10 protein-coding genes are annotated in these 14,189 nt (G+C 68.1%); 3 read left to right on the top strand and 7 right to left on the bottom strand.

The window, feature by feature from the left end:
• Positions 1–150 precede the first annotated feature (150 nt).
• Positions 151–1,917 carry a proteasome ATPase gene (gene arc / locus ACIHCQ_RS08150; RefSeq protein ID WP_399658972.1) on the bottom strand — a complete coding sequence of 589 codons (1,767 nt, stop codon included), beginning with the start codon at positions 1,915–1,917 and terminating at the stop codon, positions 151–153.
• Between the two features lie 252 nt (positions 1,918–2,169).
• Between arc and ACIHCQ_RS08155 the strand changes: the two genes are divergently transcribed.
• Positions 2,170–2,481, top strand: coding sequence for a ferredoxin (locus tag ACIHCQ_RS08155; RefSeq protein ID WP_399658974.1), 312 nt, complete (start codon positions 2,170–2,172; stop codon positions 2,479–2,481).
• A 48-nt stretch (positions 2,482–2,529) separates the two neighbouring features.
• Here the strand turns inward: ACIHCQ_RS08155 and ACIHCQ_RS08160 are convergent, their stop codons facing one another.
• The 3 genes from ACIHCQ_RS08160 to ACIHCQ_RS08170 all read right to left on the bottom strand — a co-directional run bounded on the left by ACIHCQ_RS08160 (position 2,530) and on the right by ACIHCQ_RS08170 (position 6,007).
• Entirely contained in the window at positions 2,530–3,099 is a 570-nt protein-coding gene (locus ACIHCQ_RS08160) for a hypothetical protein (RefSeq protein ID WP_399658975.1), read from the bottom strand.
• Between the two features lie 303 nt (positions 3,100–3,402).
• Entirely contained in the window at positions 3,403–4,290 is an 888-nt protein-coding gene (locus tag ACIHCQ_RS08165; RefSeq protein WP_399658977.1) for a tRNA (adenine-N1)-methyltransferase, read from the bottom strand.
• 466 nt (positions 4,291–4,756) lie between these two features.
• A complete protein-coding gene (locus ACIHCQ_RS08170; protein ID WP_399658979.1) occupies positions 4,757–6,007 on the bottom strand; it encodes a site-2 protease family protein in 1,251 nt (416 codons plus the stop codon).
• Between the two features lie 93 nt (positions 6,008–6,100).
• Here ACIHCQ_RS08170 and ACIHCQ_RS08175 point away from each other — a divergent pair, with 93 nt between their 5' ends.
• Positions 6,101–6,961: a RecB family exonuclease gene (locus tag ACIHCQ_RS08175; protein ID WP_399658980.1), complete on the top strand. Its 861-nt coding sequence runs from the start codon at positions 6,101–6,103 to the stop codon at positions 6,959–6,961.
• Positions 6,962–6,975: 14 nt separating this feature from the next.
• Positions 6,976–7,647 (top strand): response regulator, encoded by a 672-nt coding sequence (locus tag ACIHCQ_RS08180; RefSeq protein WP_399658982.1) that lies wholly within the window; start codon positions 6,976–6,978, stop codon positions 7,645–7,647.
• An 88-nt stretch (positions 7,648–7,735) separates the two neighbouring features.
• On the opposite strand, the gene ACIHCQ_RS08185 is transcribed toward ACIHCQ_RS08180, so the two are convergent.
• The 3 genes from ACIHCQ_RS08185 to metH form a co-directional block, all read right to left on the bottom strand.
• On the bottom strand, positions 7,736–9,325 hold the full coding sequence (locus tag ACIHCQ_RS08185) for an ABC transporter substrate-binding protein (RefSeq protein WP_399658983.1): 1,590 nt from the start codon (positions 9,323–9,325) through the stop codon (positions 7,736–7,738).
• A 438-nt stretch (positions 9,326–9,763) separates the two neighbouring features.
• Entirely contained in the window at positions 9,764–10,465 is a 702-nt protein-coding gene (locus tag ACIHCQ_RS08190) for an HAD family hydrolase (RefSeq protein ID WP_399658984.1), read from the bottom strand.
• Positions 10,466–10,596: 131 nt separating this feature from the next.
• Positions 10,597–14,109 (bottom strand): methionine synthase, encoded by a 3,513-nt coding sequence (gene metH, locus ACIHCQ_RS08195; protein ID WP_399658986.1) that lies wholly within the window; start codon positions 14,107–14,109, stop codon positions 10,597–10,599.
• Between the last annotated feature and the right edge of the window lie 80 nt (positions 14,110–14,189).

A 14,189-nucleotide genomic window follows, 5' to 3' on the forward strand; every position in this document is an offset into this window, starting at 1 on the left:
GCACTGGGCGACTCGGTGGTACCGAAGAGCCTAGAACGCCTCTGCACTGCTGGGGAGATCAATTTCGTCATTGCTCCGGTATGGCTTGACCTCGTAGAAAGCAATCGGCTGCGGATGCCCGGTACCGGGCATCCGCAGCCGGTCTGCGATCTACAGGTACTGACCGGTGTTTGCCACCGTGTCGATGGAACGGCCGGTGTCCGCGCCCTGTTTTCCGGTGACAAGGGTGCGGATGAAAACAATCCGCTCGCCCTTCTTGCCGGAGATCCGGGCCCAGTCGTCCGGGTTCGTGGTGTTGGGCAGGTCCTCGTTCTCCTTGAACTCATCCACGCAGGCCTGGAGGAGATGGGAGACCCGAAGGCCCTTCTGGTTATGGTCGAGGAAGGCCTTGATGGCCATTTTCTTTGCCCGGTCGACGATGTTCTGAATCATCGCGCCGGAGTTGAAGTCCTTGAAATACAGGACTTCCTTGTCGCCGTTGGCGTACGTGACCTCCAGGAAGCGGTTCTCCTCGGATTCCGCGTACATCTGCTCGACGACCGATTGGATCATCGCGTGTGCCGCGGCTTCCTTGGAGCCGTGGTGCTCGGACAGGTCGTCCGCGTGCAGCGGCAGGGAGGCTGTCATGTACTTCGCGAAGATGTCCTTCGCGGCCTCCGCGTCCGGACGCTCGATCTTGATCTTGACGTCGAGCCGGCCGGGCCGCAGGATCGCGGGGTCGATCATGTCCTCGCGGTTGGAGGCGCCGATGACGATGACGTTCTCCAAGCCCTCCACACCGTCGATCTCGGCGAGCAGCTGCGGGACGATGGTGTTCTCCACGTCCGAGCTGACACCGGAGCCTCGGGTGCGGAAGAGGGACTCCATCTCGTCGAAGAAGACGATGACGGGGGTGCCCTCGCTCGCCTTCTCCCGGGCACGCTGGAAGACGAGGCGGATGTGCCGCTCGGTCTCACCGACGTACTTGTTGAGGAGCTCGGGGCCCTTGATGTTGAGGAAGTAGCTCTTCCCCGCGGGCTGGCCGGTCACCTCGGCAACCTTCTTGGCAAGGGAGTTGGCGACGGCCTTGGCGATCAGTGTCTTGCCGCAGCCGGGGGGGCCGTAGAGCAGGATGCCCTTCGGCGGTCGCAGTTCGTGCTCTTTGAAGAGGTCGGGGTAGAGGTACGGGAGCTCCACCGCGTCCCGGATCATCTCGATCTGGCCGCCCAGACCGCCGATCTTGGTGTAGTCGACGTCGGGGACTTCTTCGAGGACGAGCTCTTCGACCTCGCTCTTTGGCACCACTTCGTAGACGTAGCCGGAGCGGGGTTCGAGCAGCAGGGCGTCGCCGGGACGGATGTTGATGTCGAGGAGCGGCTCGGCGAGCCGCACCACCCGTTCCTCGTCGGTGTGCCCGATCACCAGGGCGCGCTCGCCGTCCTCAAGGATCTCCTTGAGGGTGACGATGTCCCCGGCGCGCTCGTACTCCATGGCCTCGACCACATTGAGCGCCTCGTTGAGCATGACCTCCTGGCCGCGCCGGAGCTCGTCGAGCTCGACGCTGGGGCTGACGTTCACCCGGAGCTTGCGGCCCCCGGTGAAGATGTCGCATGTGCCGTCCTCATTCGCCTGCAGGAAGACACCGAAGCCGGCCGGTGGCTGGGCAAGCCGGTCGACTTCCTCCTTGAGGGCCACGATCTGGTCGCGGGCCTCACGGAGTGTATTGGCGAGCCGCTCGTTCTGCGCGGACACGCCTGCCAGGTTTGTCTGCAACTCGACGATCCGCTCTTCGAGAATCCTCGTGTGGCGCGGAGAGTCGGCGAGCTTGCGGCGCAGGACGGCGATTTCCTGCTCGAGATAGGCAACCTGGCCGGCGGGGTCTTCAGACCCCCGCCCCGGCCGGATGCCGCGGTTGATGTCGTCGTCGTGGGCTGCCACGGTCCTCACCTCCTCCAAGGGGAGCTGGACGCTTCCTGACCCTACCTGGGTGGGTGGTGATTGAAACCCCTAGATCACAAAGACGGTAGAGGTGTGTCCGATCTTCACCCTTGCGCTCTCCCTCACGCCAGGGGAATACCCACCCAACAACATCGGAAAGCGGCGGCTGTATCGTCGAAGCGTTCAACACCCGTCAGGGCTGGCACGACTTGCTTCACATTACTTCACCCGACGAGGGAAACGGCAGGACATATGACCGTGCGGCACGAGGTCTCCGCTGAAGGCACCGGGGAAGCCCTGGAGGTCTGGATCGACCAGGATCTGTGCACCGGGGACGGGATCTGCGCGCAGTACGCCCCCGAGGTCTTCGAGCTGGACATCGACGGGCTCGCGTATGTGAAGAGCTCCGGTGACGAACTGCTCCAGAACCCGGGCGCCACAACGCCCGTACCGCTTCCGCTGCTGAAGGACGTCGTCGACTCGGCGAAGGAGTGTCCGGGCGACTGCATCCATGTACGTCGAGTTTCGGACAGGGTTGAAGTCTACGGACCCGACGCCGGGTAAAGGTTTCAACAAGAGTAAACGAGTCTTTGAGCGACGGGGAGTGACGGGTCACATACGGAGCGCTCCGGGCTGGGTGGTGCGGACGAACTTGCCGCCCTTCCACTGCCACTTGACGTTCTCCTGCCGGTCGGGATTGCTCCGCGGCACGTCGGGCGAGGAGTAGCCGAAGAGCTTTGCCGTGATCGTCCCGTCACTCAGGGCGAGGCCGTTGACGTTCATCGCCTCCGTGGTCTCCAGCAGCGTCGCGACGACGCGCGCGCCCGCGTCTCCACCCTGGGTGAGTACGTAGACGGCGTTCGGCGGGGTGCCCATGCCGGCGTCACAGCGTGCCACCGCGACGGTCTCGGGGCTGCCGTCGCCGTCGAGGTCGCCCGATGCCTTCTCGGTCACCAGGATCTTCGCGCCGACGCACTTCAGCGGCAGCTCCACGGTGGCCGGATCCGGTGCGAGGGCCACGGTCGCGGTTTCCGGGGGGCCGCCGGCCTGGGAGGCGGTGGCCGCCTCGGGCTGGAGCAGTCCGGCGGCGGCGACGACCGCCGCCATCGCGGTCGCCGTGGCGAGCCAGTGCACCGGGCGGGTCCGGGTGTGCGCGAGGTCCGGGACGGCAGGGGTCTGCACGCGGGAAGTCTCCTGTGACGGCGGTGGAAGGTGGCCTGCATAGTGCCATACGTCACAGGGGTACGGGACAGCAGGGTCCGTAAAGCTGACGTAAAGACAGCAGGGGTGAGCTGGGCGTAAACCCCGGTCGCGGGGCGGGCAACGCGAAGACGCCGCCGCCGAGTTCCGTGGGGAGTACTCCCTCTGCGCCTTGGTGGGCGCAGGGGGAGGGCACGGGAACTCGGCGGCGGCGTCGGTACGTTGTGCGGTTGCGCTGGGCGGGTGCGCTGGGCGGGTGCGCTGGGCGGGTGCGCTGGGCGGGTGTCAGCCCTTGTTGGGGCCGTCGTAGTCATCGCCGTACGAGCCCTTGGAGGGGCGGCGGCGGCGCATCGGGGGCTCCACGCCGTCCGCGAGGCGGCGGGCGGTGAGGAGGAAGCCGGTGTGGCCGATCATCCGGTGGTCCGGGCGGACTGCCAGGCCTTCGACGTGCCAGTTGCGGATCATCGACTCCCAGGGCTGCGGTTCCGCGAAGCAGCCGATCTCTCGGATGGACTCCACGGTGCGCGCGAGCTGGGTGGTGGTGGCGACGTAGCAGCAGAGGATGCCGCCGGGCACGAGGGCCTTGGAGACGGCCTCCAGGCACTCCCAGGGGGCGAGCATGTCCAGGACGACGCGGTCGACGTCGGCGTCGGTCAGGTTGTCCTGGAGGTCACCGACAGTGAGCTGCCAGGCGGGGTGCGGGCCGCCGAAGTAGCGCTCCACATTCTGCTGGGCGATCTCGGCGAAGTCCTCGCGGCGCTCGTAGGAGTGCAGCATGCCGTGGTCGCCGACGGCGCGCAGCAGGAAGCTGCTGAGGGAGCCGGAGCCCACGCCCGCCTCGACGACGCGTGCGCCGGGGAAGATGTCGGCGAAGGCGAGGATCTGCCCCGCGTCCTTGGGGTAGACCACGGCGGCGCCGCGGGGCATGGACAGGACATAGTCGGGGAGCAGGGGGCGCAGCGCGAGATAGGCGACGTTTCCGGTGGTACGGACAACGGTGCCCTCGGGAGCGCCGATCAGCTCGTCGTGCGGGAAGGAACCCTTGTGGGTGTGGAAATTCTTCCCGGCTTCGAGCGTGAACGTGTAGTGGCGGCCCTTGGGGTCGGTGAGCTGGACCTGGTCCCCGACCTTGAAGGGCCCGCGTCGGCGGGCGGCACCGGTCGGTTCGGACATGTGACCAGCGTACCGGGCTTGACGGATCCCAAGGACCACGGCGGCTTGGGGTGGTGCGCGGCGTGCGTTTCCCCCGCCCCGCCCTTTCCCGTAACCGGGGCTGCGCCCCCGGGCCCCGCCTGCTCCGGCGGCTCCGCCGCGGGGTGGGTGCCTGGGCCGCCCGTACGCCGCTGCGGCGGCGAGTGAGCCGGAGCCGCGCCTCAATCGCTGGCGAGGCTGAAGGTGTCGGGTCCTTGTCGGGGGCGCTGCCCCCGAACCCGCCCCCTACTCCTCCTACGCCTAGCGGCGTGGGGGGACCCCCAGCGCCTCGATCGCCGGCGGGGCTGAAGTTGCCGGCGAGTGAGCCGAAGGGGCGCGGCGCTGTCGAAAGTGGAGAGCGCGCGGAGGCCCCCGAGGAACGAGGGGGTCGAGCACGGTCGACCGTCGACAGCGTCTCAGGCGCCCCGGAGGAGAACCGAGCCCTTAATCAAGAAGCCCCTGGCCGGGCCATCGCCGCCACAAACGCTCGTTCCACGTCCGCCGCGGACAGTACGCCGTAGATCTCGCCCGTCTCCTCCACCACCAGGTACTCCGTTGCCGGGGACTCCCTCAGCTTGTCCAGGAGCGGCTCTCCCGCCAGTTCCACCGAGACCCTCATGCCCTCTGTGAGGTCCTGCGCCAGGCCACTCACAGCGACCCAGGGGCGGCGGTGTTCCGGGACGCCCACAATCGCCGCCTCGCGGACCAGTGCCGTCGGTTCGCCGTGGCCGTCGACCACGACGAGCGCGCGGGCGCCGGCCTCGTTCGCGCGGCGCAGTGCCTCGGAAAGGGGGGTGTCCGACTCGACGGGGACGGCGCGCCTGGTGAGTGTGCGGGCCGCGAGTTCCGGGAGGTGTTCGCGCAGGCGCGCCATGCGCAGGCTGTTGCCCGCGCCGGTCCAGATGATCGCGGCGAGGATCGCGGCGAGCAGCGCGTCGGTGACGGTCTCCATGCCGCCGATGTCCTCGCTGGCGTTGCCGAGGGCGCCGGTGTGTGTGAGAAGCGGCAGCCCGATGAGGACGGCGACGGCGAGCGCCCGCCCGACCCACGCCGCGGCGATGGTGCCCGCCATGGGCCTGCCGGTGAGCTTCCAGATGACCGCGCGCAGCATCCGGCCGCCGTCCAGCGGCAGGCCGGGCAGCAGATTGAACGCGGCGACGATGAGGTTGGAGATCATCAGGCCCGCGACCAGCACTCCCGGCACGGTTTCGGGCTCGACGGCCTGCATGCCGAGGAAGAAGACGCCGGCGAGTACCAGGGAGAGCAGCGGGCCGACGAAGGCCAGGATGAATTCGCGGCCGGGGGTCTCGGACTCCTTCTCGATCTCCGAGACGCCGCCGAAGAACTGGAGCTGGATGCGGCGCACCGGCAGTTTGAAGCGCAGCGCGGCGACCGTGTGGGCCAGTTCGTGGACGAGTACGGAGGCGTAGAAGGCGACCGCGAAGAAGAGCGAGACGAGGTAGCGGGCGCCGCCGAGTTCGGGGAGGACGCGGTCGAGCTGTCCGCCGAAGACCCAGGTGATGAGGGCCGCGACGACGAACCAGCTGGGGGCGACGTACACGGGCACGCCGAACGGGCGGCCCATGAGGATGCCGCCGCCCGGCCGGTCTGAGCGGCGGGGCTTTCTGCCTGCGGGGTTCGTGCCACCCGTACCGGACCGCGGTCGCTCGCGCTCACCGCTGGTGTCGTCCTTCTTCACGGGTTTCCTTCGCTGTGTAAGTGTCCCGTCGCGTATGTGTCTGGCCTGATGGTATTCCGCTCGCTGTCAGTGGTGGGCCGTAGGGTCTTGGTCATGAGTACGAGCCAGCAGCCCACGTCGCTGTCACCGTCGCGGGCGAGCGACTTCATGCAGTGTCCCCTGCTCTACCGGTTCCGGGTGATCGACAAGCTCCCGGAGAAGCCGAGCGAGGCAGCCACTCGGGGCACGCTGGTGCACGCCGTGCTGGAGCGGCTCTTCGACGCCCCGGCCGCTGAGCGTACGGCTCCGCGCGCCAGGGCGCTGGTTCCGGGTCAGTGGGAGCGGCTGCTGGAGACGAAGCCTGAGCTGGGCGAGCTGTTCGCCGGGGACGCGGAGGGTGAGCGGCTGGCCGGCTGGCTGGGGGAGGCGGAGCGGCTGGTCGAGCGGTGGTTCTCGCTGGAGGATCCGACCCGGCTCGAGCCCGCCGAGCGGGAGCTGTTCGTGGAGACGCAGCTGGAGTCGGGGCTGCGGCTGCGCGGGGTCATCGACCGGGTGGATGTGGCCCCCACCGGGGATGTGCGGATTGTCGACTACAAGACGGGCAAGGCCCCGCGTCCGGAGTACAGCGAGGGCGCGCTGTTCCAGATGAAGTTCTACGCGCTGGTGATCTGGCGGCTGAAGAACGTGGTGCCGCGCCGGCTTCAGCTGGTGTATCTGGGCAGCGGGGATGTGCTGACGTACGACCCGGTCCCGGCGGACCTGGAGCGGATGGAGCGCAAGCTCCTGTCGCTGTGGGACGCGATCAGGCTGGCGACCGAGACGGGTGACTGGCGGCCCCGGCCGACGAAGCTGTGCGGCTGGTGCGACCACCAGGCGGCCTGTCCGGAATTCGGCGGCACTCCCCCGGTATATCCGCTCAGCATCTCCCCGGCCACGGCGGCAGAGGATGGTCAGGGCAGAATGGGCCCGGTCTAACTGAAGGAGTACCTGTGGCTATCCGCGTCCTACTGGTCGACGACCAGCCGCTGCTGCGCACCGGCTTCCGGATGATCCTGGAGGCCGAACAGGACGTCGCGGTCGTCGGCGAGGCCGGGGACGGTCTCCAGGCCATCGATCAGGTCCGCGCACTGCAGCCCGATGTGGTGCTGATGGACATCCGGATGCCCCGGATGGACGGCGTCGAGGCGACCCGGCAGATCACCGGTCCGGGCCGGGACGGTCCGGCGAAGGTGCTGGTGCTGACCACCTTCGACCTCGATGAGTACGTGGTGGAGGCGCTGCGCGCCGGTGCGAGCGGGTTCCTGCTGAAGGACGCGCCCGCCAATGAGCTGGTGCAGGCGATCCGGGTGGTCGCTGCGGGCGAGGCGATGCTGGCGCCGAGTATCACGCGTCGGCTGCTCGACAAGTACGCGAGCCATCTGCCGTCCGGCGAGGAGTCGGTCCCGGACGCGTTGCACACGCTGACCGAGCGCGAGGTGGAGGTGCTCAAGCTGGTGGCGCGGGGGCTGTCCAATGCCGAGATCGCGGCGGATCTGTTTGTCAGCGAGACGACTGTCAAGACGCATGTGGGACATGTGCTGACGAAGTTGGGTCTGCGCGACCGCGTCCAGGCCGCGGTGTACGCGTACGAGAGCGGTCTGGTGCGCCCCGGCGCTCAGTGAGCAGAGAATACGGTGAACGCCGAAGCGGTCGGTGGTGGGCTTGAGGCCCGCCACCGACCGCTTCGGTCATTTACCGGTCACGCGCTGGTCACGCGCGGCCGAGCTCCCACAGCTGAAGGTCCGAGCTGGAGTTCAGCACCCACTCGGCACCGGTGATACCGGTGCGGGCGGCGACGTACTGCTTGCCCTGCCACAGCGGCAGCACCGGGACGTCGGTCGCGACGATCTCCTGGATCTCCGTGAAGGCCGGAGAGGCGGCGCTGCGGTCGGCGGAACGCCGCGACTGCGGAATGAGTTCCCGCGCCTTCGTGCTCACGTACGGGGAGTTGAGGAAGTTGTCCTTGTCCAGGAACGGCGCGATGTAGCTGTCCGGGTCGGGGAAGTCGGGGAACCAGCCCATTCCGTACACCGCGTAGTCGCCACGCTTCCCTGCGGGGCGGAACTTCGACCACTCCAGGCCCTCGATGGTGACCTCGAAGAGCTTGCTGGCGTTCAGTTGCGCCTTGAGCGCCTCGAACTCCTTTGCCGTACCCGCGCCGTAGTGGTCGGTCGTGTAGTACAGCTTCAGCGCCACCGGCGAGGTGATGTCGGCGTCGGCGAGGATGTCCGCGGCCTTCGTGCGGCTCGGCTCGCCGTACTTGTTGTAGAAGGAGTTGGTGTGCGCGGCGATGCTCGTCGGGATGAGCGAGTAGAGCGGCTCGGCCGTGGACCCGTACACCTGGCCGGCGATCTCGCCACGGTCGATGATCGCGGCCATGGCCTGCCGGACCGCCTTGTCCTTCACCGAAGGATCGTTGGTGTTGAAGGCCAGGTAGCGGATCTCCAGCCCCGGTACTTCGGTGAGCTTGATGTCTTCCTTGGGGTTCTCGGACAGGTCCTTGATCTGCTCGGGCGCCATCGAGCGGGCCATCATGTCGATGTCACCGGCCTCCAGCGCCTTCCCCATGGCGGCGGCATCCGGGAACGACCGCAGCTCGATCTTGTCGTTGCGAAGCTTGATCTCGCCCTTGTACTCGGGGTTCTTGGTGAAGACGAACTTCGAAACGGTGTCGTTCTTGGTCTCGGCCTTCATCGTGTACGGGCCGGAGCCCTCTGCCTCGAAGCCCTCGCGGAGCTTCTTGCCCTCGTACTTCTTCTTGCTGACGATGCCGGCGACAGGCGTCGAAAGCTTGTACGGGAAGGTCGCGTCCGGCGTCTTGAGGTGGAAGATCACCTCGGCGCCGTTGGCCTCGATCTTGTCGATGTTCGACAGGAGGGCGGTCGTACCGCTGTCCGGGTCGATGTCCAGGACACGCTGAATGGAGAACTTCACGTCGTCGGCGGTGATCGGGGTGCCGTCGGCGAACTTCAGCCCGTTGCGCAGCTTGCAGCGGTAGCTCTCGCTCGCGCTGTCCGTGAAGGTGCAGGACTCGGCGGCCTCGGGCACCGGCACGCCGCCGCCGCGCGGGTTGCGCGTCAGCGTCTGGACGGTCTGCCGCAGCACAGCCCACGAGCCGGTGTCGTACGCGTAGGCCGGATCGAAGGGCGCGGGGGCATCCTCCGTAGCGGTGAACTGGTCCGTGGTGCCCACGACGATGGCATCGCCGCCGCCGGACCCACCGCCGGACTCGCCGCAGGCGACGAGCGCGGAGGCGAGCAGGCCGATCGTGGCCGGCAGCACCAAAGTCTTACGGTTCATCGTGGACGTTCTCCCTCATACGGTCACTGGGGTACAGCGGTGGTGCGAGGTACTCCGCCGCGACCGCCCGTTCGGGGCAGTGCGATCGGGCCGCGGAACAGAACGATCGGTTCCGGGTTCACGCCGGCTGATGGCCGCACGGGGCGCATCAATGATGCGGCGGAGCTCTCGCGACGAGGTTAGTCGGGAGCGTCAGAACGGCTCGACCGGGCCCGAGTTGGGCGTATTCGCTCAGTGATCAGTTATGTCGGAGAGTAGATGGGTAGGGCATGGAATCATTCACACACCGCTCCCCAAATACGGACACAATGGCGCATCCGAAGCCCCACACAGGGCCATGAAACGTTCCGAATCGAGATAACAAGAGGGATTAGGGTGACTAAGGTCACGTGCCAAACTCTTGCGCTCTGATCAACCAGGAATACGGACAGTACGCGCTCAGTTCGTTGACGTGATGAGCGAGCGCAGGAACGCCAGGTCGACCTGTTCGAGTGATCGTACGATTACGCGGCCCGCGGCGGGTGCGATCGGCGCGACCGACGGCACGACCACCACGGGGCAGCCCGCCGCCTCGGCAGCCGCCACACCGGTAGCGGTGTCCTCGATGACGGCGCAGCGCCCGGGGGAGGCGCCCAGCCCCTTCGCGGCCAGCAGATACGGGTCGGGGTGCGGTTTCGTACGTTCCACTTCGTCGCCCGCCACCGAGAGCGCGAAGTGCCGGTGGCCGAGCGAGTCGAGGATCCGGTCGATGATGCGGCGGTGCGAGGCGGAGACCAGGGCGGTGGGCACATCGTGCCGGGCGAGTTCGGCGAGCAGCCGGGCGGCGCCCGGCATCATGGGCACGCCCTGCCCGATCCGCTTCTCGAAGCGGTCGTTGAGCAGCCCGGTGACCTCGGCGAGGGTGATGTCGGCGCCGGTGGCCTCGATGAGATAGCCGGCGCTGCGGGTCATGGGGCCGCCGACCACCACGTCCCGCCAGCTCTCGTCCAGCTGATGGCCGAGGTCGGCGAAGACCTCCACTTCCGCGTCCCACCAGAAGCCTTCGGTGTCCACGAGGGTGCCGTCCATGTCGAGGAGGACAGCCTGAAGGGCAGAGCCTGCGGCCATACGGGTCAAGGACACGGGGACCGTACTGGTCATCCGGCACACCTCCGTAGGGGACGAGAAGGCCGGTCCCCTGTTCTTGCGGCATTCCCGCAAGGACAGGCGACCGGCCTGCGCTGGACCGACAAGTGTACGACGTGTCCGGCCAACGCGCCTTGAAGCGCTCCCTAACGCGCGTTGAAGTACTTCGCCTCGGGGTGGTGGATCACGATCGCGTCGGTGGACTGCTCGGGGTGGAGCTGGAACTCCTCCGAGAGTTCGACGCCGATCCGGCCGGGCTCCAGCAGGTCGGCGATCTTCGCCCGGTCTTCCAGATCGGGACAGGCGCCATAGCCGAGGGAGAACCGCGCGCCCCGGTATTTGAGGGCGAACATGTCCTCGACGTCGGCCGGGTCCTCGCCCGCGAAGCCCAGCTCGGAACGGACGCGGGCGTGCCAGTACTCGGCGAGCGCCTCGGCCAACTGCACGGACAGGCCGTGCAGTTCCAGATAGTCACGGTAGGAGTTGGACTCGAAGAGCTCGGCGGTGGCTCCACCGATCTTCGAGCCGACGGTGACGACCTGGAGGCCGACGACGTCCGTCTCGCCGGACTCCTCGGGGCGGAAGAAGTCGGCCAGGCACAGCCGGCGGCCGCGGCGCTGGCGCGGGAAGGAGAACCGGGTGCGCTCGGAGCCGTCCTCGTTGAGCAGGATGAGGTCGTCGCCCTTGGACACACACGGGAAGTAGCCGTAGACCACGGCCGCCTCCAGCAGGTTTCTGGTCTGCAGCTGCTCCAGCCAGCCGCGCAGCCGGGGCCTGCCCTCGGTCTCCACGAGCTCCTCGTAGGTCGGGCCGTCGCCGGTGCGGGCCTGCTTGAGACCCCACTGGCCCTTGAAGAGCGCGCCCTCGTCCAGCCAGGAGGCGTACTCCTTCAGCTGGATGCCCTTGATCACCCGGGTACCCCAGAACGGCGGGGTGGGGATGGGGTTGTCGACGGCCACGTCCGAGCGGACCGTGCCCTCTTCGGGGCGCTCCTCGACCACCGCGCCGGCGGTCGGCCTGACCCGGCGCTGCTTGAGTTCGGGCAGTACGGCTCCGGGGACGCCGCGTTTGACGGCGATCAGCGCGTCCATCAGCCGCAGGCCCTCGAAGGCGTCGCGCGCGTAGCGGACCTCGCCCTCGTAGATCTCGTGCAGGTCCTGTTCGACGTACGCACGGGTGAGCGCCGCGCCGCCGAGGATGACCGGATAGTCGGCGGCCATCCTGCGCTGGTTGAGCTCCTGGAGGTTCTCCTTCATGATCACCGTGGACTTCACCAGGAGACCGGACATGCCGATGACATCGGCCCGGTGCTCCTCGGCGGCTTCCAGGATCGCCGACACCGGCTGCTTGATGCCGAGGTTGACGACGTTGTAGCCGTTGTTGGAGAGGATGATGTCGACCAGGTTCTTGCCGATGTCGTGCACGTCGCCGCGCACGGTCGCAAGGACGATAGTGCCCTTGCCGTCGGCGTCGGTCTTCTCCATGTGCGGCTCCAGATAGGCCACCGCCTTCTTCATCACCTCGGCGGACTGGAGCACGAACGGCAGTTGCATCTGCCCGGAGCCGAAGAGCTCGCCGACCACTTTCATGCCGTCGAGGAGCGTCTCGTTGACGATGTCGAGGGCGGGACGGGTCGTCAGGGCCTCGGCCAGGTCGGCGTCCAGGCCGTTCTTCTCGCCGTCGATGATGCGGCGCTTGAGGCGCTCGTCCAGCGGCAGCGCGAGGAGTTCCTCGGCCCTGCCCGCCTTCACCGACTTGGTGTTGACGCCCTCGAAGAGTTCCATCAGGCGCTGGAGGGGGTCGTAGCCCTCGGCCCTGCGGTCGTAGATGAGATCCAGCGCGACCTTGACCTGTTCCTCCTCCAGGCGTGCGAGGGGCAGGATCTTGCTCGCGTGCACGATCGCCGAGTCCAGTCCGGCCTTGACGCACTCGTCCAGGAAGACGGAGTTGAGCACGACCCGGGCGGCCGGGTTGAGGCCGAAGGAGATGTTCGACAGACCGAGCGTGGTCTGTACGTCGGGGCGGCGGCGCTTGAGTTCGCGGATCGCCTCGATGGTGGCGACGCCGTCCTTGCGGGACTCCTCCTGACCGGTGCAGATGGTGAACGTCAGGGTGTCGATGAGGATGTCCGACTCCTGTACGCCCCAGTTGCCGGTCAGGTCCTCGATGAGCCGCTCGGCGATCGCGACCTTGTGGTCGACCGTACGGGCCTGGCCCTGTTCATCGATGGTCAGCGCGATCAGCGCGGCGCCGTGCTCGACGGCGAGCTCGGTGACCTTGGCGAACCGCGACTCGGGCCCGTCCCCGTCCTCGTAGTTGACGGAGTTGATGACGGCCCGGCCGCCGAGCTTCTCCAGGCCGGCGCGCAGCACGTCCAGTTCGGTGGAGTCCAGCACCAGGGGGAGGGTGGAGGCGGTGGCGAACCGGCCCGCGAGCTCCGCCATGTCCGCGACGCCGTCGCGCCCGACGTAGTCGACGCAGAGGTCGAGCATGTGCGCGCCCTCGCGGATCTGGTCGCGGGCGATCTCGACACAGTCGTCCCAGCGCGCCTCCAGCATCGCGTCCCGGAACTTCCTCGACCCGTTGGCGTTCGTGCGCTCGCCGATGGCCATGTACGCGGTGTCCTGGCGGAAGGGCACGGTCTGGTAGAGCGAGGCGGCGCCGGGCTCGGGACGCGGGTCCCGCGCGGGGGGCACGAGACCGCGGACCCGCTCCACGACCTGGCGAAGGTGCTCCGGGGTCGTACCGCAGCAGCCGCCCACCAGCGAAAGACCGTACTCACGTACGAATGTCTCCTGCGCATCGGCGAGCTCGCCTGCCGTCAGGGGGTAGTGCGCGCCGTCCCGGCCGAGGACGGGCAGCCCGGCGTTCGGCATGCAGGACAGCGGGATACGGGAGTGGCGGGCGAGGTAGCGCAGGTGCTCGCTCATCTCGGCCGGGCCGGTCGCGCAGTTCAGGCCGATCATGTCGATGCCCAGCGGCTCCAGCGCGGTGAGCGCGGCGCCGATCTCCGAGCCGAGGAGCATCGTCCCGGTCGTCTCGACCGTCACGGAGCAGATCACGGGGAGGTTGGCGCCGGTCGCCTCCAGCGCGCGGCGGGCGCCCAGGACAGCGGCCTTGGTCTGGAGCAGGTCCTGGGTGGTCTCCACCAGCAGGGCGTCCGCGCCGCCGGCGATCATGCCCTCGGCGTTCTGCTGGTAGGCGTCGCGCAGCTTCACATACGGGGCGTGGCCCAGGGTCGGCAGCTTGGTGCCGGGGCCCATGGAGCCGAGCACCCAGCGCTGCTGCCCGGTGGACGCGGTGAACTCGTCCGCGACCTCGCGGGCGATCCGCGCCCCGGACTCGGAGAGCTCGAAGACCCGCTCGGGGATGTCGTACTCCCCCAGCGCCGCGAGGTTCGCGCCGAAGGTGTTCGTCTCCACGCAGTCGACGCCGACCGCGAAGTACTCCTGGTGGACGGTCCTGACGATGTCGGGACGGGTCGCGTTCAGGATCTCGTTGCAGCCTTCGAGGTTCTCGAAGTCCTCCAGCGTCGGATCCTGCGCCTGGAGCATCGTGCCCATCGCGCCGTCGGCCACGACCACTCGGGTGGCGAGGGCCTCGCGGAGGGCGTCGATACGGGTCCGGCTATCGGCGGGCGGGGTCGGCAACGAGGCCATGGATGAGCTCCCAGGGGTGCGACGGCTGTCGGCTTTGCGTCTCCGTGATGGAAGGCGCACGGAGCCAGAGTAGCGGGGCG

It is taken from the genome of Streptomyces sp. NPDC052236, assembly GCF_044548015.1.
In the GTDB taxonomy this organism is placed as follows: Bacteria; Actinomycetota; Actinomycetes; order Streptomycetales; family Streptomycetaceae; genus Streptomyces.